Below are 15,357 nucleotides of genomic sequence, written 5' to 3'. Positions count from 1 at the left end.
AGTCGACAAAAGGTCGACGACGGACCATCAGCACCCCAAAGCAAATCGATTCAAACTATATTGCGCGTATACTTTGACTGGTCGGGATCGATCCGACGCGCGCGCGAGGCGATTGTTCCGGCGGTGATCCGCCAGCGGGCGTAGTAGGCGTCGATACTGTCACCCTCATGCGGACCGGCCGGCGCCTCTGTGGAAGCGGTCAGGCTCCTGAGCGGGGCGAGGCGGCGACGGACCCGCGCGAGACTCTCCAGTAGCGGCTGATTTTCGCAGACCTCGATCAGTTCGCCGATCCACGCATCGACGGCGCCATCCGAGGCTTCGGCTGGACTGGGGTGGCCGGCGCCGCGCGCCGCGAGGCGAATGTGCGCGGCCTCGAGATCCAGAAGGCCGAGGACGTCTTCCAGCGGCGTCGCCCGCGTGAAGTAGCCGAGCCCGCGGCGGTCCTCGATCAGACCCTCGCCGCAGAGCCGCGACAGGGCTTCGCGCACTGGACTGGTGCTGAGGTTCAGCGACGCCGCGATATCGGCCACCGACAGATGCTGGCCGGGCGCCAGACCGTCCTCGATCGCTGTCCGCAGACTGGCGAGCGCCGTTCCGAAGGGATCGCGCTGTCTCACCGCCCTCTCCCACACCGACCATGAGCGATCCGTAGGCGAGCGGTCGCCACACACCGGGGAAGCCCGGCAGCGGGACGGCGTCTATACTGTCGTCCGCAAGAAACTTGCGTCATAGCCGCAGCTTTTATGCTGTTGATCTTTATCGACTTTCATTTGACGCATGGCTGAGTCATTTTTCAACCTGTAGGGGTGAACCTAAGTTCGTAACGCGTGATGCCGACGGCGAGGGAGTAAACCGAGAGATGGACGCCCGGCACACCCCGTCGACGAATGCGGTGCTCTCCTCGAGCCTGCGCCTGATCCGCTCTCACCGGCGCATGCGGTCGATCGACGTCGCTCAGGCCATGAACATGGCGCTTCGGTCCTACGAGCATTTCGAGTCCGGTGCGGGGCGAATCAACATCGAACGCATTCACCGCTTCGCCGAGGTCACGAACAGCGATCCGCACGGAATTCTCGCGGCCCTCGCTCTCGGGTCCCCCGCCTTCGCCTTGCGGTGCGCCGACAACAAACTGGCGACCATCCTCGCCGTGGCGCTGCAGGAATTCGACGAGGAAGCCGGGGACGCCATAGCTGATCTCGACGCCCGGCCGATCATCAACACCTTCACCAGGATGTTCAGGGATCTCGCGGATCAGTCCGTCAAGCGCGACACCGAGGCAGACGCGTGGCTCGAGCAACGGCGGAGCAGACTGTTAGCGCCCGATCGAGAGGACAGCGGGACCAACAACGGCGGCTGAGACCGCCTGCCGGCGCCCCGCCCCGGTCGTAGAGTCACGGTGGGAAGGTCCCGGACTGGCGCGCGGCAGTGATTTCCCGGCTGGATTCGGTGATGAAAGCGCGCACCTCCCTTCCCACTGCGTCATCCACCCCGGGGCTCGAGGCCCTGACCGATCGGCAGCGCGAATGCCTGCAACTCGCCGCCACAGGATTGACCTCATCCGGCATCGGCGAACGGCTCGGACTCTCCCCCAGGACGGTCGATGAGCATCTCATGGCGGCCTGCAGCGTCCTCGGCGTGCGAACGCGCATCCAGGCCGTCGCCTGCCTGGCGGTGGCCGCCCGACGCGCCGCTGAACCCCGCAGTTTCCTACCGTAGATCTCCCACGGGGCGCTCGCGGGTCGCCGCCGCCGGCCTGATCCGATGGGATGGCGGCGGTTCCTGGAGGCCCCCATGCTCGACCTCGCGTTCGTTCTCGCCCTCTCGCAAAGCTGCGCGCCTTCGGTGGCGCCGCAGACCCTTGCGGCGATCGCGCACGTCGAGAGCCGGTTCGATCCCTTGGCCATCGGCGTCAATCGCAACGGCGCCCGTCCCGCTCGATCGCGCAACGCGACGGAGGCCGCGACGACGGCCCGTCGTCTCCTGAGCCGCGGCGCCAACCTCGATCTCGGGCTGGCCCAGATCAACAGCGACAACCTCGGCTGGCTGGGCCTGACGGTCGAAGACACCTTCGATCCTTGCCTCAACCTGCGGGCCGCGGCGACGGTCCTTCGCGCGGGCTACCGGCCCGTCGGCGAGACTCCGGCGCATCGTCAGTCCGCCCTGCGCGTCGCCCTGTCCCGCTACAACACCGGCGACGCCCGGCGGGGATTCCGCAACGGCTACGTCGCCAGGGTCGAGCAGGCGGCCGTCGCCTTGAACCTGGCCGGACCGCTTTCAGCGACCGTCGTCGAGCCGTCCGACGCGCGCCTTCCCGAACCGCCGCCCCCGAACGCCCCGCCTGCCGCTTGGGACGTGTTCGCGCGCGGGCCCGTGCGGGTCGCCTTTTCCACTTTCGTCGACCGGAGCCACTGATGTTTCGCCCCCTGACCCTTTCACCCTTCCCGCGTCACGCCGGCGCTGCGGCCTGCATCGCGCTGGCCGCCACCTGTCTGTCGGCGCAGCCGGCGCTCGCCTCGGCCAACGTCGAAGGCCTGCTGCAGAACGTCGTCGACATGCTCACGGGCAACACGGCCCGTCTGCTGGCAGTGCTGGCGGTCGTGGTCGTCGGCATCCTGTGGATGTTCGGCCTGTTCGACCTGCGCCGGGCGGCGATCGTCGTGCTCGGCATCGTCGTGGTCTTCGGCGCGGCCGAGATCGTCAATCTGATCACGGGCGGCGCCTGATGACGGTCGCCGCGCCTTGGCTGTGGATCGGGTCGGCGTCGGCCTTTCTCGCCCTGTGTCTGATGCTCGGCCTGAAGCTGATCTCGCCCAAGCGGTTCGCCCAGATCCTCGCCGGTCTCGGCTCGGGCCTGGCGATCGGCCTGGCCCTGTCGCGCCTGTCGGCGGGAGGGCCCCATGGCTGACGAACGTCTGACCGAGGATCCGCTGTTCCTGGCCTGCACGCGTCCGGCGATGATCCTCGGCGTGCCCATGGAGGCGATGGGCGTCAACGTCATCGTGTCGGGCGTCGTCTTCCTCGTCGGCGGCAGCCTCCTCTACCTCCTAGTCGCCCCGGCCCTGCACCTGGTGTTCCGGGCGATCTGCCGGGCCGACCACAACGCCTTCCGGCTGCTCTTCGTCTATGTCGACACCAAGGGCCGGTCACGCAACGCGGCGCTCTGGGGCGGGAGCTCGGCGACGCCCCTCCCCCTCGTCCGCCGTTATTGTCTGGCGGAGCTGTCCCGTGGCTGAGGGCGGCGTTCCTCCCGCGCGGCTGCGGCGCGAGGCCGACGCCCGCCCGCACCTGCCCTACGCCCGTCACGTCTCGGACCATGTGGTGGCGCTCGACAGCGGCGCCCTGATGATGGTGTTCCAGGTCGACGGCGCCAGCTTCGAGACCGCTGACGCCCGGGACCTCAACGACTGGCACGTCAAACTCAACCAGGCCTGGCGCAATCTCGCCGACGACCGTCTGGCGGTCTGGCACCATGTGGTGCGGCGCCCGGTCGAGATCGAGCGATCCGCCGGCTTCCGCTCGGCCTTCGCCGGGGAGCTCGGCGCCCTTTACGATGACCGTGTCGCGGGACGGCGGCTCTGGATCAATGAGCTGTTCGTCACCCTTGTGCTGCATCCGGGCCGGGACGCCGGCGATCGCGCCGCGGCGCTCGCCAAACGTCTGAGGGCGTCGCGCCGCAACGACGCCGAGGTCGAGTTGGCCCATATCCAGCGGATCGAGGAGGCCGGGCGCGACCTGGTCCAGTACCTCGGGCGCTATGCGCCGCGCCGGCTCGGCCTCTACGAACGCGGCGGCCTGTGGTTCTCCGAGCCGATGGAGGTCATGCGGCTGGTCCTGACCGGGCGCCGGTCGTCGGTCCCGATCGTGTTCGGCCACCTCGGTTCGGCAGTCTACACCGTGCGCGCCATCTTCGGGCGCGAGACGCTCGAGCTGCGGGACGCCGCCGAGGCGCGCTACGCCGGCGTCCTGGCCGTCAAGGAATACCCGGCCACGACCCGGCCCGGGCTGTGGGACGAACTGCTGAGCGTCCGGTTCGGCTTCGTGATCAGCCAGTCCTTCGCCTTCCTGTCCAAGGCCTCGGCCCGCGCCGTGATGGAGCGCAAGCAGAACCAGATGGTCTCGGCGCGGGACCGCGCGGCCTCGCAGATCACCGGCCTGTCGGACGCGCTCGACGATCTCGTGAGCAACCGCTTCGTCATGGGCGAGCACCAGGCCTCGATCCTCGTCCATGGGGATACCCCGACCGCATTGGCCGACTATCTGTCCAAGGCCCGCGCCATCCTCGCGGACTCCGGCCTCGTCGTGGCGCGCGAGGATCTCGGCCTGGAAGCGGCCTTCTGGTCCCAGTTCCCCGGGGCCTTCGCCCGCCGCACCCGGCCGGCCGCGATCACCTCGCGCAATTTCGCGGCCCTGGCGCCCTTCCACGCCCATCCGGTGGGCAAGGCGCGCGGCAACCATTGGGGCGACGCCGTCGCCGTGCTGCGCACCACGGCCGGCTCGCCCTTCTGGTTCAACTTCCATGTCGGCGATCTCGGCCACACCTTCATCTGCGGGCCTTCGGGGTCGGGCAAGACTGTGGTCCAGAACTTCATGCTGGCGCAGCTGGAGCGGTTCGACGCCCAGCAACTGTTCATCGACAAGGACCGGGGTGCCGAGATCTTCGTCCGCGCCTGCGGCGGGACCTATCTCGCCCTGCGCAACGGCGAACCGACCGGCTTCGCCCCGTTCAAGGCCCTCACCCCCAGCCCCGCCAACCGCGCGTTCCTCGTCCGCCTGGTCCGGACCCTCGTCGCCCGGCCGGACGAGACCCTGACGGTGCCCCAGGCCCGCGCCATCGATCAGGGCGTGGCCGCGCTGGAGGCCCTGCCGCGAGAGCGGCGATCCATCGCCGCCCTGCGCAGCCTCCTCGGCCAGGGCGACGCCGGCGGCGTGGGCGCGCGGCTGGAGCGTTGGCAAAGGGGCGGTCCCCTCGGCTGGGTCCTCGACAATGACGAGGACGCCCTCAGCCTGGAGGCCCGCTTCGCCGGCTTCGACATCACCCAGGTCCTCGACCACGACGAGGTCCGTACGCCAGCGATGTTGTATCTGTTCCACCGCATCGCCGAGCGGGTCGACGGCCGCCGTCTCGTCCTCGACATCGACGAGTTCTGGAAGGTGCTGGGCGACCCGGCCTTCACGGAACTGGCCCAGGACGGGCTCAAGACCTGGCGCAAGCAGAACGCCCTGATGGTGTTCGGCACCCAGTCTCCGGCTGACGCCCTGCGCTCCCCGATCGCCCACGCCATCCTCGAACAGTGCGCGACCAAGATCTTCCTGCCCAACGCCCACGGCCAGGCGCGCGACTACATCGACGGCTTCGGCCTCACCCAGGAGGAATTCCGACTGGTGCGTGAGGTCCTGACCCCCGAGTCGCACCGTTTCCTGGTCAAGCAGGGCCACGACAGCGTGGTCGTGGAACTGGACCTGAGCGGCATGGACGATGCCCTGTCGGTCCTGTCCGGCCGCACCGAAACCACCGCCCTCCTCGACCGCCTCCGCGCCGAGCTCGGCGACGACTACGCGCTGTGGCGCGATCCCTTCCATGACCAGAGGAGGTTCCTGTGAGAGCCCGCATCCCCTTCGTCGCGACGGCCGCCTGCCTCGTCCTCGCCGGCGCCCCGGCCGTCCAGGCGCAACAGATCGTCCACGACCCCCGGGCCCTGGCCCAGATGGTCGAGGAGGCCCGCACCACCCTGGAGCAGCTGAGGGCGCTGCAGACCCAGGTCGAGCAGGGCCAGCAGCTGTTCGACAGCCTGAACGACCTGTCCGGCGTCAACGCCCTGGCCAGCGAGCTGGGACTGCCGACGGTGCGCAACCCCCTGCCCGACATGCGTTCGCTGCGGGCGGCGGCCAATGGCGACCTGTCCGCGCTCGGCGACCTGGCCGAACGCGCCGACGCCATTCGCCGCGACACCCGGCTGTACACGCCGCCCGCGGGCGATCCGGGTTCGGCGGAAGCCTACTATCGCGACAGCCTCGAACGGGCGGGCGCCCGGACCGCGCGGGATCTCGCGGTGGGCGAAGCGGTGGCCGGCGCGGCGGATCTTCGCCTGCAGGGTCTGGAGACGCTCCGCTCCGCCCTCGACACCGCGCCCAACGCCCGCGCCGTCATGGACCTGGAAGCTCGCCTCGCGGCGGAACAGGCGCTGATCCAGAACGAGCAGGTACGGCTGCAGGGTCTCGCCCTGACCCAGGCGGCTGAGGCGCGGCTGGAAGAGCAGCGCGCCCGGGAACGGGCCGAGGCCGCCCGGGCGGCCCGTATGGATGTCTACGAACGGGCGTTCCGGTGAAACGGTCCGCGCTGCTCGTCGCGCTCGGCCTCGTCGGCTGCGGGGCGACCGACCGGACCGCTGATGACTTCGCCGCCGATCCCGACGCGGCCGAGGCGGTCGTGGCGGCCTGCGACGCCGGCCGCACCAACGACGAATGCGAGGCGGCGCGGCGCGGTCTGGCGGACGCGCGTCGCGAGGCGCGGATGCGCGCCTATGAGCGGGCCTTCTGAGGAGCCCGACGATGAGCTTTCGCGTCTTCGAGCCCAGCTACGACTTCATCGACGAGCGGCTCAACGTCTTCCTCGGCGACCGTCTGTCCTCGGTGATCGCCGAGGTCGAAGGGCCGCTGCGCATCGCCCTGGTCCTCTATGTCGTGCTCTACGGCGTCGCCATCCTGAGGGGCGCGATCAGCGAACCGGTGATGGATTTCGCGGTCCGGTCGCTGAAGCTGGCCTTCCTGTATCTGCTGGCGACGACGGCCGCCTATTCGACCTTCGTCACCGAGCCGCTGTTCACCGGCCTGCCCAACGCCCTGACCCGGGCCGTCAGCGGCGCGGACACGCCGAGCGTCGGCGCGGCCTTCGACCAGTTCTTCGCCTATGCGGCCTGGCTGGGCGAGGACATCTCGCGCGAGGGCTCGGCCTTCAATCCCGGTCCCTGGGTGGTGTCGGCCGCCGTCTTCATCATCGGCGCCCTGGCCGCCGCCCTCGGGTTCGGGGTGGTGCTGGTGGCCAAACTGGCTCTGGCGCTGCTCGTCACCCTCGGCCCCATCTTCATCGCCTGCGCCCTGTTCGACGCCACCCGCCGCTTCTTCTTCGGCTGGCTCAGCCAGGCGGTGAACTATCTCGTCCTGTTCGCCCTGATCATCGTCATCTTCCAGCTGGTCCTGTCGCTCGTGCGCGACCAGTGGGGCGCGATCCAGGGAGCCGACCCGATGATCGGCGGGCTGATCTTCATCGCCCTGTGCCTGCTCGGGGCGATCTTCTTTCTGCAGACCCCGGCCATCGCCGCCGGCATCGCGGGCGGCGCCAGCGCCGGCCTCGCCGACTTCGCCAACGCCGCGGCCCTGGGCGGGAGCGGCTCCGGCCGGTCTCAAGGTCCGCAAGAAGCCAGCCGCCAGCCGCCCAGGGGCGGCGGCACCATCCGACCGAGAGGCGCCTGACATGACCTATCGCTCCCTCCTGTTCGCCGGCCTGATGCTGCTGGGCGCCTGCGCCCACCGGGGCGATCCGGCGTTGCCGACCTGCGACGGCTCGGCCCGGCGGCCCGCCAATCCCCACGGATCGGTGCTCGCGCCGCAGACCGAACCCCCATCGGTCCCCGAGGCCGTAAGCTCGGACACGGGAGGCTGCGCATGAGCGGCGTCCCCTCCCCTGACCTGAAGCGCTACTTCACCGAGGCGCGACGCTGGGATCAGGACCGTCTGGCCTCGGCGCTCCGGTCCCGACGCCTGGCCTGGTCGGCCGCCGCCTTGGCTACGGGGCTGGCGGTGATCGCGACCGGCGCGGTGGCGATGCTGACGCCGTTGAAGTCCACCGAGCCCTTCGTCATCCGGGTGGACCAGGCGACCGGGGCGGTCGACGTCATGCGCGGCCTCTCGGCCGAGGATGGGCCGGTCCGCTACGACGAGGCCGTCAGCAAATATTTCCTCGGCCAGTATGTGCGCCAGCGCGAGGGCTACCTCGATCCGGCCGCAGAGGACGCCTTCCGGCTGGTCTCCATCCTGTCGGCGCCGGCCGAACAGCGGCGGTGGGCCGATCTGTTCCGCGGCTCCAATCCCGCCAGTCCGCAGAACCTCTACGGCCGCGACGGCGAGGCCATCATCTCGATCCGCGCCATCGGCTTCATCAACGACGGCGTCGCCAACGTCCGCTTCCACCGCACGGTCCGCCAAGCCCAGCAGACCGTGGAGAGCGACTGGATCGCCACCATCGCCTTCACCTACACTCGCGCGCCGATGTCCGAGCCGGACCGTCTGAGGAATCCCCTCGGCTTCCAGGTGACATCCTACCGCGCCGATCCGGAGGTCATCCGATGAGACGCCCCATTTTCCTCCTGCCCCTGATCGCCGCCCTTGCCCTCGCGTCCCCGGCCGCGGCGCAGGCCCCGCTGGATCCGCGTATTCGCGAGCTCACCTATGATCCGGCGGCCGTTTACCGGATCGCCGGGGCGTTCCGCACGGCGACCCAGATCGTCTTCTCGCCGGAGGAGACCATTCGCCATGCCGCGATCGGCGACAGCGTCGCCTGGGAGGTGGCCGCCGAGGGTTCGGTGCTCTTCCTCAAGCCTCGGGAACGCCATCAGGCGACCAATCTTCTGGTCGTCACCGAGCGCGAGGGCGCGGTCCGGCACTACGCCTTCGAGCTGCTCGCCCGCGAGGCCGGTGACCGGACGGCGATCGCCTATCAGGTCAGGTTCCGCTACCCGGCCGACGAACAGGCCCAGGCGGCCCGGGCGCTGGCCGTCCAGGCCGAGGCCGTGGAGCAACGCCTCATCGGACTGGAGCTGGAGCGGGGGGTCGTCGAGGGGACCCGCAATCTGGCCTGGTCCGCCCAGGGCGACGCCGCCTTGCAGCCGAGCGAGGTCAGCGACAATGGCCGCTTCACCGTGCTGCGTTTCCCCGGCGTCCAGGCGCTACCGGCCGTGTTCGAGGTCGGAGAGGACGGATCTGAGCGCCTGATCCCCTACGACGTCCGCGGCGAGTTCGTGGTGATCCACGGCGTGACGCGGGGTCTGCGGCTGAGGCGGGGCCAGTCGGTCCTGTGCCTGTTCAACGACGCCTATGACCGCCGCGGAGTCGGCGTGGGCACCGGGACGGCCTCGCCGGTCGTCGATCGCGCGCCGCTCGGAGGCCGGTCATGAGCGCGCCCGACCCCACGCCGCCGGCCGACGCCCCTCGCCCGCCCGCCGCGCCGGCCGATCGCGGCGTCTCGCCGATCGCCGGACGGCTCGGCGGTCGGCAGGGCAAGGTCATCACTTTGGCCGCCCTGGCCGTCGGATGCAGCGTCTTCCTGATCGCCAGCTGGGATCGCGGCGACGCCGGCGACGCCGAACCGGCCCGTCGCGACGAGCCCGCCCGGCAGACGACGCCGTTCGAGCCCGCCCGCCGCGAGGCGCCGCCCCTGCTGAGCAACGCCGCCGTCGATCCCGACGCGCCGACCCTGACCGGCGAAGAGCCCATCCCGCCTCTGGAGGCCGCGCCCCGGAATCCGGCGACACCCCGTTCCGGCCCCAGTCCGGCGGAACAGCGCCGCGCCCTGGCCGAAAGCGCCCGACGCGCGCCCGTCCTCGCCTATAGCCGGGCGGGCGGCGGCCAGCCGGGCGCGCCGTCGATCTTGACGACGCCGACGCCTCCAGGCGAACCGACGTCGCTCGACCAGTTGCGACAGGTCACGCCCGTGGGCCAGACCCGCGCCGGCCGCCTGCCGGACCGCAACCTGCTGGTCACCGCGGGGACCAGCGTGCCCTGCGTCCTGCAGACGGCCCTCGACAGCACCACGCCCGGCTTTGTGACTTGCGTCCTGCCGCGAGACGTCTGGTCCGACAACGGGGCCGTGGTCCTGATGGAACGCGGCACCCGGGTTCTGGGCGAGTATCGCGGAGGGCTACAGCAGGGCCGTCGTCGACTGTTCGTCCTCTGGACCCGGGCGGTGACGCCGACCGGAGTCGCCGTCGCCCTGGCCTCGCCGGCTGCCGACGCCCTGGGTCGGGCGGGGTTCGACGGCGTGGTCGACACCCATTTCTGGGACCGGTTCGGCGGCGCCCTGCTGCTCTCCATCGTCGACGACGGCGTCTACGCCGCCGCCGGCCGGAACGACGGCGCATCCTCGATGGCCCGCGTCCCATCCGATGCAGCGAGCGTCGCCCTCCAGGGTTCGGTCGAAATCCCGCCGACGCTGCGCAAGGGCCAGGGCGCCGAGGTGTCGATCTTCGTGGCCCAGGACCTGGATTTCGCCGGGGTCTACCAGCTTCGGCCGCGCTGATGGACGACACCTCGGTCCTGGATCACTACCTCGCGCCGCTCCGCCCCTTCCTCGAGCCGGCGGCGGTGACCGAGGTCGTCATAAACCGGCCGGGCGAGGTCGGGGTCGAGGCGGACGGCGCCTGGCGCTGGACGGAGGCGCCCGAACTGACCGAGGCGTGGCTGCGCACCCTGGCGGTGGCGGCCGCGGCCTACACCCGTCAGGATGTGGGCCCTGAACAGCCGATCTGTTCGACCACCCTGCCCGGCGACGTGCGCTGCCAGATCGTCCTGCCCCCGGTGGCGGCGGACGGCGGCCTCTCCCTGACCCTGAGAAAGCCGTCGCGGCGCCGTCTCGGCCTGGCGGAGTTCGCGGCGGCCGGCCTGTTCGACGAGGTCGCCGACGCCCAGGCGGACGCCACGGACCTCGTCGACGCCGAACTGATCCGTCTGCGGTCGGCCGGCGACTGGCCGGGCTTTCTGACCCTGGCGGTCACCGCCCGGCGCAACATCCTGATCTCGGGCTCGACCGGCTCGGGCAAGACGACCCTGGCCAAGGGGCTGATCGAACTCATCCCGGACCATGAGCGCCTGCTGACCATCGAGGACACCCGCGAGTTCGTGGTGCCGCACCGCAACGTCGTCCATCTGGTCTATTCCAAGGACGGACAGGGGCTGGCCAGGATCGGACCGAAGCAGCTTCTGGAAAGCGCCTTGCGCATGCGGCCCGATCGTATCCTGCTGCAGGAGCTCCGCGACGGGACGGCCTTCTTCTATCTGCGCAACGTCAACTCGGGCCATCCCGGGTCGATCACCACGGTGCATGCGGATTCCGCCGCCCTGGCCTTCGAGCAACTCACCCTGCTGGTGCGGGAGTCCGAAGGCGGGCGCGACCTGCCGCGCGAGGACATCCGCGCCCTGCTGCATCTGCTCGTCGACGTCGTCATCCAGATGAAGAAGGTCGACGGGCGCTTCCGCGTGACGGAGGTCTGGCATGACCCGGTTCGCAAGCGCCAGCCCGGGAGCTAGGGCGGCGGCGGTCGCCCTCGGCGGCCTGGCCGCCTTGAGCATCCTGGCCGTCCTCGCCGTACTCATCGCCCTGGTCGGTCTGGGCCAGTTCTCCGACGCCATCGACCCGACCCGGGTTCCGGCCTGGCTCTGGTATTATCGCCAGGATCCCGAGGTGCGCCGCTGGCTGACCGTCGGGGTCTCGGTTTCGGCCCTGGTCGGCGCGGTTCTCGTCGCGGCCGTCCTGCTCACGCGGCGCCGGCCCCTGCACGGCGCCGCCCGCTGGGCCTCGGGGTCGGAACAGCGACGCGCGGGGCTGCGGGCGCACCGCGGCGTCGTCCTGGGGCGTGCCGACGGCGGTTTCCTCATCGCCGACGGTCCCGAACACGTCATGCTGTACGCCCCTACCCGCACCGGCAAGGGCGTCGGCGTCGTCATCCCCAATCTGCTGGCCTGGCCGGACTCCGTGGTCGTGCTGGACATCAAGCGCGAGAATTTCCTCGCCACGGCGGGCTATCGCGCCGAGGCCGGCCAGACGGTGCATCTGTTCGACCCCCTGGCGCGGGACGGCCGCACGGCGCGCTTCAACCCGCTGGGCCATGTTGATCGCGCGGACCCCATCGCGGTGCTCGACGAGTTGCAGCGCATGGCGGTGATGCTGTTCCCGGTCCACGAACGGGCCGACCCCTTCTGGGCCGAGGCGGCGCGGACCGGCTTCATCGGCGTCGGCGGCTATGTCGCGGCCACGCCCGAACGCCCCTTCACCCTTGGCGAGATCTTCCGCCAGCTCACCGCCGGCGACGCCCGCGCGCGGCTGCCCCGGATCGTCGCGGCCCGGGATCGGGAGGGTCGCCCCCTGCCCGGACCGGTCGTGGCCGCGCTCACCGACTTCACCAGTTCCAGCGAGAACACCTTCGCCTCGGTGCGCCAGTCGATCACCACCCGGATGGGGCTGTGGCTCAACCCACGGGTCGACGCCGCCACCGCCGCGTCCGATTTCGACCTGCGCGATCTCCGCGGCGGCCGGCTCTCCCTCTATCTGGGCGCCACGCCGGACAACATGCTGCGGATCCAGCCCCTCTACGCCCTGCTCTTCCAGCAGTTGGTCGATCTGAACAGCCGCGCCCTGCCCGGTCCCGCCGACCGTCCCGCCCTGATCGTCCTCGACGAGTTCGCCCGTCTCGGACCGGCGCCGGTCCTGGCCCACGCCTTCGCCTGGGTCGCCGGCTACGGGCTGCGGCTGCTGGCGGTGCTTCAGAGCCCTTCGCAGCTGAGGGCGATCTACGGCCCGGACGTGGCCGAGGAGGTGATGACCAACTGCGGGGTCGAGATCGTCTTTGCGCCCAAGGAGCTCAAGATCGCCCAGGAGCTCAGCGATCGGCTCGGCGCCTATACGACGGACGGCCGCAGCCGCAGCCGACCGACGGGACTCAGCGCGGGTCGGCGCAGCACGACGGTCTCCGACCAGCGTCGGGCTCTGATGCTGCCCCAGGAACTGATGCAGTTGCCGCAGACCGCCTTGATCGTGCTGAAGGCCGGCCTGCCCCCGGTCCGGGGCCGGAAGATCGCCTATTTCCGGGAGCGCGCCTTCCACCGCCGACTGCGGCCCGCCCCCGATCTGGCGCCGGTCGCCGCGCCGGCATCGCCCCCCGCTCTGGAGGAGGATCCCATGGATTTCGACGTCATCGCGCGCGCCTTCGCCGCCGAAGGCCTGCCGCCGCCTGAGGTAGGGGCGGATGAAGACGCCGTCGGCGCCTGGCTGGACCGGGTCGTCGATACGGCCGTGCTGGAGCGCGAACCGTGAAGACGCCTGACGCCGCCCCGCTGTCTAACCGCCTCGGTCCCGCGCCGGGCCCGGCCGGGTCGCGCCGCTCAACCGCCAAGGGCGACGTGCCCGAGGCGGTGCTCGATCGCTATCTGGTCGAGCGCGACCTCCGGGGCCGGCCGGAACGCTTCTTTCGCGATCATCGCGCGGCCGAGCCGATGTTCCGCGACCGCGGCGGCTCGCTCGTCTCAAACCAGGCCTATCCGGACGCCGTCATCGACATGCTCAAGATCGCCCGCCATCGCGGCTGGGACCAGGTTCGGGTGTCCGGCGATCCGGCCTTCCGTCGCGAGGTCTGGATTCAGGCCCAGGCTCTGGGGATGGAGGTGCAGGGCCATCGACCGCGCGAGCGCGATCGGCAGGCCGCCGGCCTCGATCGTCCATCGCCCCGGCGAGACGCCGAACCCTCGAAGGCGCACGACGCGTTCGCCGAGCGTTTGGCGAAAGCAGCCATCGTGGTGGCCCGGTTGGTCCCCGATCCCGCGATCCAGACGCGCCTGCTCGAGGCCGCTTGGGCGCGCGCGGGCCGCCCTCGCCCGACGGAGCGCGAACCAGCCCGGGGACGCGACCGGCAGCGCTAGCGGCGCCACCTGACGGATGTTCTATTCCTCGTCCTCGCCAGCGTCCGCGAACCGGCCCAGTTCCAGTTCCAGCAACCGCAGACGGCTGTTGAACCCGGCGAAGATCGAGTTGGCCAGATCCTTGGGGAACCCGCGCGGCAGGCCGGCCTTGGTCACCCGGATCGCCTCGGGGGCGTCAGCGACGAATTGGGCGAACAGTCCGCGAATGGTCCCTTCATCCAGGCCCGCCCTTGCTCCGGTCTGATAGAAGTGCCGGGGCATGATGCTCTCAACCCGGTAGTGTCGGCGATCACCGACGGCCATCGCCATGCGGTAGCGGTTGTGGGTCAATTCTCGGGCGTCGATCACGGGCTGCACCGAAAGGACGTCATAGAGGGGCGTAAGGCGGAAACCGCCGCCCGGGTACAGAAAGACGCTGAAGTTCTTGGCGTGCCCGTCGGTCGCGCCGAGCAGCCAGAAGGCGACGACCGCTTTCAGGAAGGCTTGACGGTCCAGGGTGACCTCGTCACTCGCCCCTAAGAGGTCGAGACAGTCGATGATCCCGGGTCCGCCGTCATTTTCGTACTTCGTCACCCAGGGCACGGAGAGCGCCTGGCAGAAGTCCTCCTGGGGCTGACGCAACAGCCGTCCGTCCCGGGCGTAGGTCCGGTCAAATCTTTCAACCACGAGAACCCGCTTGCGGCCGAAGGTCTGAATCTCGACGTTCGCGGTGTCGAAGCCTAGCGCACGCAGGAAGGTCAGGCAGAGATATTCGTTTTCGACGCTGTTGGAAAAATCGATGGCGCTGCCTGGCGCCTTGCCGATCTGCGGCTTGAAGATGTGGGTGGTCGGCGTGGCGCCGCCCGGCTTCAGCCACTGGCCGTCATGACGCAGGAAGGCGGTCTTGTCCTGGACGCCGGCGAGTGAGATCCGGAAGTGTTCGCTGTCGTCGATACCCAAGGGATTGGCGGTCAGATCATCCAGGATTTTCGCAATGGCGCGGTCGCTGACGGGCTCACCCTCAATCTCGCCGGGCCGGGGCGGATCGCTGCCTTCGGGAAGAAATTGCAGGGCGCCCACGCAGTCGCGACCGATGGCGGCCAGGAGGCTGTAGGCGTCGATTCCGTCGGCGCCGACGCGCGCGGCGACCCGACCCCGGATCTTCTCATTGTCGGGAAGGAGGTTGTCGAAAACGGCGACGACGGGAGCCCCGATGTAGCGATCCTCGCGAAGCGGCAGCGAAAGCGACGCCGGGATCGCGTTTTCCCAAGCCAGCCAGGAGGGATCGTATTGAAAGTCGATGGCTCCGCTGGTCTCACGGCGAAGGCGACCGACGAGCCTGCCGTTGAGATAGACCAGGAGAGGGGCATTGCCTCGTCTCCGGGCCATCAGAACAGGTCTCCCATATCGGGCGCCCGGCCCCGGCTTCTGCGCCGCACGACGATTTCCAGCTCGAGCGCGCCGAGAGCGGCGAATAGGGTTTCAAGCGTGCCGGAGCCGCTTTCCAGATTGGATATGGTCGCCTGACGTTTGCTCGCCTTGGTCGCGAGGTCGCCTTGGGTCATATCCGCCAGTCTTCGGAAACGTCGAATGGCCGCGGCAAGCTGCTTTTCGCTTCGGACGATGGGCTCCATGTGAAAACTCCTTCAGCCGCGATATACGAAAATCCGCATCATTTGTCAATATACGCTTATA

General features: G+C 69.9%; 20 protein-coding genes. 17 read left to right on the top strand and 3 right to left on the bottom strand.

Going from position 1 to position 15,357, the window contains the following annotated elements; translation table 11 throughout:
- Nucleotides 1-50 precede the first annotated feature (50 nt).
- Nucleotides 51-617, bottom strand: coding sequence for a GntR family transcriptional regulator (locus IFJ75_RS04510; RefSeq protein WP_207931453.1), 567 nt, complete (start codon nt 615-617; stop codon nt 51-53).
- A gap of 242 nt (nt 618-859) precedes the next feature.
- On the opposite strand from IFJ75_RS04510, the gene IFJ75_RS04505 reads away from it, so the two are divergent.
- From IFJ75_RS04505 to IFJ75_RS04425, 17 genes are all read left to right on the top strand, one after another.
- Nucleotides 860-1,357, top strand: a complete 498-nt coding sequence (locus IFJ75_RS04505) for a helix-turn-helix domain-containing protein (RefSeq protein ID WP_207931452.1) — start codon at nt 860-862, stop codon at nt 1,355-1,357.
- Between the two features lie 92 nt (nt 1,358-1,449).
- Nucleotides 1,450-1,716 carry a helix-turn-helix domain-containing protein gene (locus IFJ75_RS04500; protein WP_207931451.1) on the top strand — a complete coding sequence of 89 codons (267 nt, stop codon included), beginning with the start codon at nt 1,450-1,452 and terminating at the stop codon, nt 1,714-1,716.
- Between the two features lie 75 nt (nt 1,717-1,791).
- On the top strand, nt 1,792-2,412 hold the full coding sequence (locus IFJ75_RS04495; protein WP_207931450.1) for a lytic transglycosylase domain-containing protein: 621 nt from the start codon (nt 1,792-1,794) through the stop codon (nt 2,410-2,412).
- The gene (locus IFJ75_RS04490) at nt 2,412-2,723 is read left to right on the top strand and encodes a TrbC/VirB2 family protein (RefSeq protein WP_183204319.1); all 312 of its coding nucleotides are present in this window, start codon (nt 2,412-2,414) and stop codon (nt 2,721-2,723) included. The genes IFJ75_RS04495 and IFJ75_RS04490 overlap by 1 nt, the downstream gene beginning before the upstream one ends.
- Nucleotides 2,723-2,905 carry a hypothetical protein gene (locus IFJ75_RS04485; protein ID WP_183204320.1) on the top strand — a complete coding sequence of 61 codons (183 nt, stop codon included), beginning with the start codon at nt 2,723-2,725 and terminating at the stop codon, nt 2,903-2,905. The genes IFJ75_RS04490 and IFJ75_RS04485 overlap by 1 nt, the downstream gene beginning before the upstream one ends.
- Entirely contained in the window at nt 2,898-3,233 is a 336-nt protein-coding gene (locus IFJ75_RS04480) for a type IV secretion system protein VirB3 (RefSeq protein WP_207931449.1), read from the top strand. The genes IFJ75_RS04485 and IFJ75_RS04480 overlap by 8 nt, the downstream gene beginning before the upstream one ends.
- Entirely contained in the window at nt 3,226-5,601 is a 2,376-nt protein-coding gene (locus IFJ75_RS04475; protein ID WP_225896988.1) for a VirB4 family type IV secretion/conjugal transfer ATPase, read from the top strand. Before IFJ75_RS04480 ends, IFJ75_RS04475 begins: the two co-directional genes overlap by 8 nt.
- On the top strand, nt 5,598-6,326 hold the full coding sequence (locus IFJ75_RS04470; RefSeq protein ID WP_225896987.1) for a type IV secretion system protein: 729 nt from the start codon (nt 5,598-5,600) through the stop codon (nt 6,324-6,326). The genes IFJ75_RS04475 and IFJ75_RS04470 overlap by 4 nt, the downstream gene beginning before the upstream one ends.
- Nucleotides 6,323-6,538, top strand: a complete 216-nt coding sequence (locus IFJ75_RS04465; RefSeq protein WP_207931447.1) for an EexN family lipoprotein — start codon at nt 6,323-6,325, stop codon at nt 6,536-6,538. Before IFJ75_RS04470 ends, IFJ75_RS04465 begins: the two co-directional genes overlap by 4 nt.
- 11 nt (nt 6,539-6,549) lie before the next feature.
- Nucleotides 6,550-7,470, top strand: coding sequence for a type IV secretion system protein (locus IFJ75_RS04460; RefSeq protein ID WP_207931446.1), 921 nt, complete (start codon nt 6,550-6,552; stop codon nt 7,468-7,470).
- A 1-nt stretch (nt 7,471) separates the two neighbouring features.
- Complete coding sequence (locus IFJ75_RS04455) at nt 7,472-7,666, top strand: hypothetical protein (protein ID WP_207931445.1); 195 nt, start codon at nt 7,472-7,474, stop codon at nt 7,664-7,666.
- Nucleotides 7,663-8,346: a virB8 family protein gene (locus tag IFJ75_RS04450; RefSeq protein ID WP_168047980.1), complete on the top strand. Its 684-nt coding sequence runs from the start codon at nt 7,663-7,665 to the stop codon at nt 8,344-8,346. The genes IFJ75_RS04455 and IFJ75_RS04450 overlap by 4 nt, the downstream gene beginning before the upstream one ends.
- On the top strand, nt 8,343-9,170 hold the full coding sequence (locus IFJ75_RS04445) for a TrbG/VirB9 family P-type conjugative transfer protein (RefSeq protein WP_207931444.1): 828 nt from the start codon (nt 8,343-8,345) through the stop codon (nt 9,168-9,170). The genes IFJ75_RS04450 and IFJ75_RS04445 overlap by 4 nt, the downstream gene beginning before the upstream one ends.
- Nucleotides 9,167-10,291 (top strand): type IV secretion system protein VirB10, encoded by a 1,125-nt coding sequence (gene virB10, locus IFJ75_RS04440; RefSeq protein ID WP_207931443.1) that lies wholly within the window; start codon nt 9,167-9,169, stop codon nt 10,289-10,291. Before IFJ75_RS04445 ends, virB10 begins: the two co-directional genes overlap by 4 nt.
- On the top strand, nt 10,291-11,298 hold the full coding sequence (gene virB11 / locus IFJ75_RS04435; protein ID WP_207931442.1) for a P-type DNA transfer ATPase VirB11: 1,008 nt from the start codon (nt 10,291-10,293) through the stop codon (nt 11,296-11,298). Before virB10 ends, virB11 begins: the two co-directional genes overlap by 1 nt.
- Nucleotides 11,264-13,081: a type IV secretory system conjugative DNA transfer family protein gene (locus tag IFJ75_RS04430; RefSeq protein ID WP_207931441.1), complete on the top strand. Its 1,818-nt coding sequence runs from the start codon at nt 11,264-11,266 to the stop codon at nt 13,079-13,081. The genes virB11 and IFJ75_RS04430 overlap by 35 nt, the downstream gene beginning before the upstream one ends.
- Nucleotides 13,078-13,683 carry an LPD7 domain-containing protein gene (locus IFJ75_RS04425; protein ID WP_207931440.1) on the top strand — a complete coding sequence of 202 codons (606 nt, stop codon included), beginning with the start codon at nt 13,078-13,080 and terminating at the stop codon, nt 13,681-13,683. Before IFJ75_RS04430 ends, IFJ75_RS04425 begins: the two co-directional genes overlap by 4 nt.
- Before the next feature lie 21 nt (nt 13,684-13,704).
- Here the strand turns inward: IFJ75_RS04425 and IFJ75_RS04420 are convergent, their stop codons facing one another.
- Together IFJ75_RS04420 and IFJ75_RS04415 are read right to left on the bottom strand one after the other, a co-directional pair.
- Nucleotides 13,705-15,051, bottom strand: a complete 1,347-nt coding sequence (locus IFJ75_RS04420; protein ID WP_207931439.1) for a type II toxin-antitoxin system HipA family toxin — start codon at nt 15,049-15,051, stop codon at nt 13,705-13,707.
- The gene (locus IFJ75_RS04415) at nt 15,051-15,296 is read right to left on the bottom strand and encodes a helix-turn-helix domain-containing protein (protein ID WP_207931438.1); all 246 of its coding nucleotides are present in this window, start codon (nt 15,294-15,296) and stop codon (nt 15,051-15,053) included. Before IFJ75_RS04415 ends, IFJ75_RS04420 begins: the two co-directional genes overlap by 1 nt.
- Between the last annotated feature and the right edge of the window lie 61 nt (nt 15,297-15,357).

The organism is Brevundimonas goettingensis, assembly GCF_017487405.1.
Classification (GTDB): domain Bacteria; phylum Pseudomonadota; class Alphaproteobacteria; order Caulobacterales; family Caulobacteraceae; genus Brevundimonas; species Brevundimonas goettingensis.
This window is presented reverse-complemented; position numbering and strand designations above follow the sequence as displayed.

Bases quoted from the DNA above. Each gene is read 5' to 3' on its own strand.
- IFJ75_RS04505 (WP_207931452.1), top strand. From the start codon at position 860: ATGGACGCCCGGCACACCCCGTCGACGAATGCGGTGCTCTCCTCGAGC.
- IFJ75_RS04490 (WP_183204319.1), top strand. From the start codon at position 2,412: ATGTTTCGCCCCCTGACCCTTTCACCCTTCCCGCGTCACGCCGGCGCT.
- IFJ75_RS04420 (WP_207931439.1), bottom strand. From the start codon at position 15,051: ATGGCCCGGAGACGAGGCAATGCCCCTCTCCTGGTCTATCTCAACGGC.
- IFJ75_RS04445 (WP_207931444.1), top strand. From the start codon at position 8,343: ATGAGACGCCCCATTTTCCTCCTGCCCCTGATCGCCGCCCTTGCCCTC.
- IFJ75_RS04415 (WP_207931438.1), bottom strand. From the start codon at position 15,296: ATGGAGCCCATCGTCCGAAGCGAAAAGCAGCTTGCCGCGGCCATTCGA.
- IFJ75_RS04485 (WP_183204320.1), top strand. From the start codon at position 2,723: ATGACGGTCGCCGCGCCTTGGCTGTGGATCGGGTCGGCGTCGGCCTTT.
- IFJ75_RS04480 (WP_207931449.1), top strand. From the start codon at position 2,898: ATGGCTGACGAACGTCTGACCGAGGATCCGCTGTTCCTGGCCTGCACG.
- IFJ75_RS04450 (WP_168047980.1), top strand. From the start codon at position 7,663: ATGAGCGGCGTCCCCTCCCCTGACCTGAAGCGCTACTTCACCGAGGCG.
- virB10 (WP_207931443.1), top strand. From the start codon at position 9,167: ATGAGCGCGCCCGACCCCACGCCGCCGGCCGACGCCCCTCGCCCGCCC.
- IFJ75_RS04495 (WP_207931450.1), top strand. From the start codon at position 1,792: ATGCTCGACCTCGCGTTCGTTCTCGCCCTCTCGCAAAGCTGCGCGCCT.
- IFJ75_RS04455 (WP_207931445.1), top strand. From the start codon at position 7,472: ATGACCTATCGCTCCCTCCTGTTCGCCGGCCTGATGCTGCTGGGCGCC.
- IFJ75_RS04460 (WP_207931446.1), top strand. From the start codon at position 6,550: ATGAGCTTTCGCGTCTTCGAGCCCAGCTACGACTTCATCGACGAGCGG.
- IFJ75_RS04500 (WP_207931451.1), top strand. From the start codon at position 1,450: ATGAAAGCGCGCACCTCCCTTCCCACTGCGTCATCCACCCCGGGGCTC.
- IFJ75_RS04430 (WP_207931441.1), top strand. From the start codon at position 11,264: ATGACCCGGTTCGCAAGCGCCAGCCCGGGAGCTAGGGCGGCGGCGGTC.
- virB11 (WP_207931442.1), top strand. From the start codon at position 10,291: ATGGACGACACCTCGGTCCTGGATCACTACCTCGCGCCGCTCCGCCCC.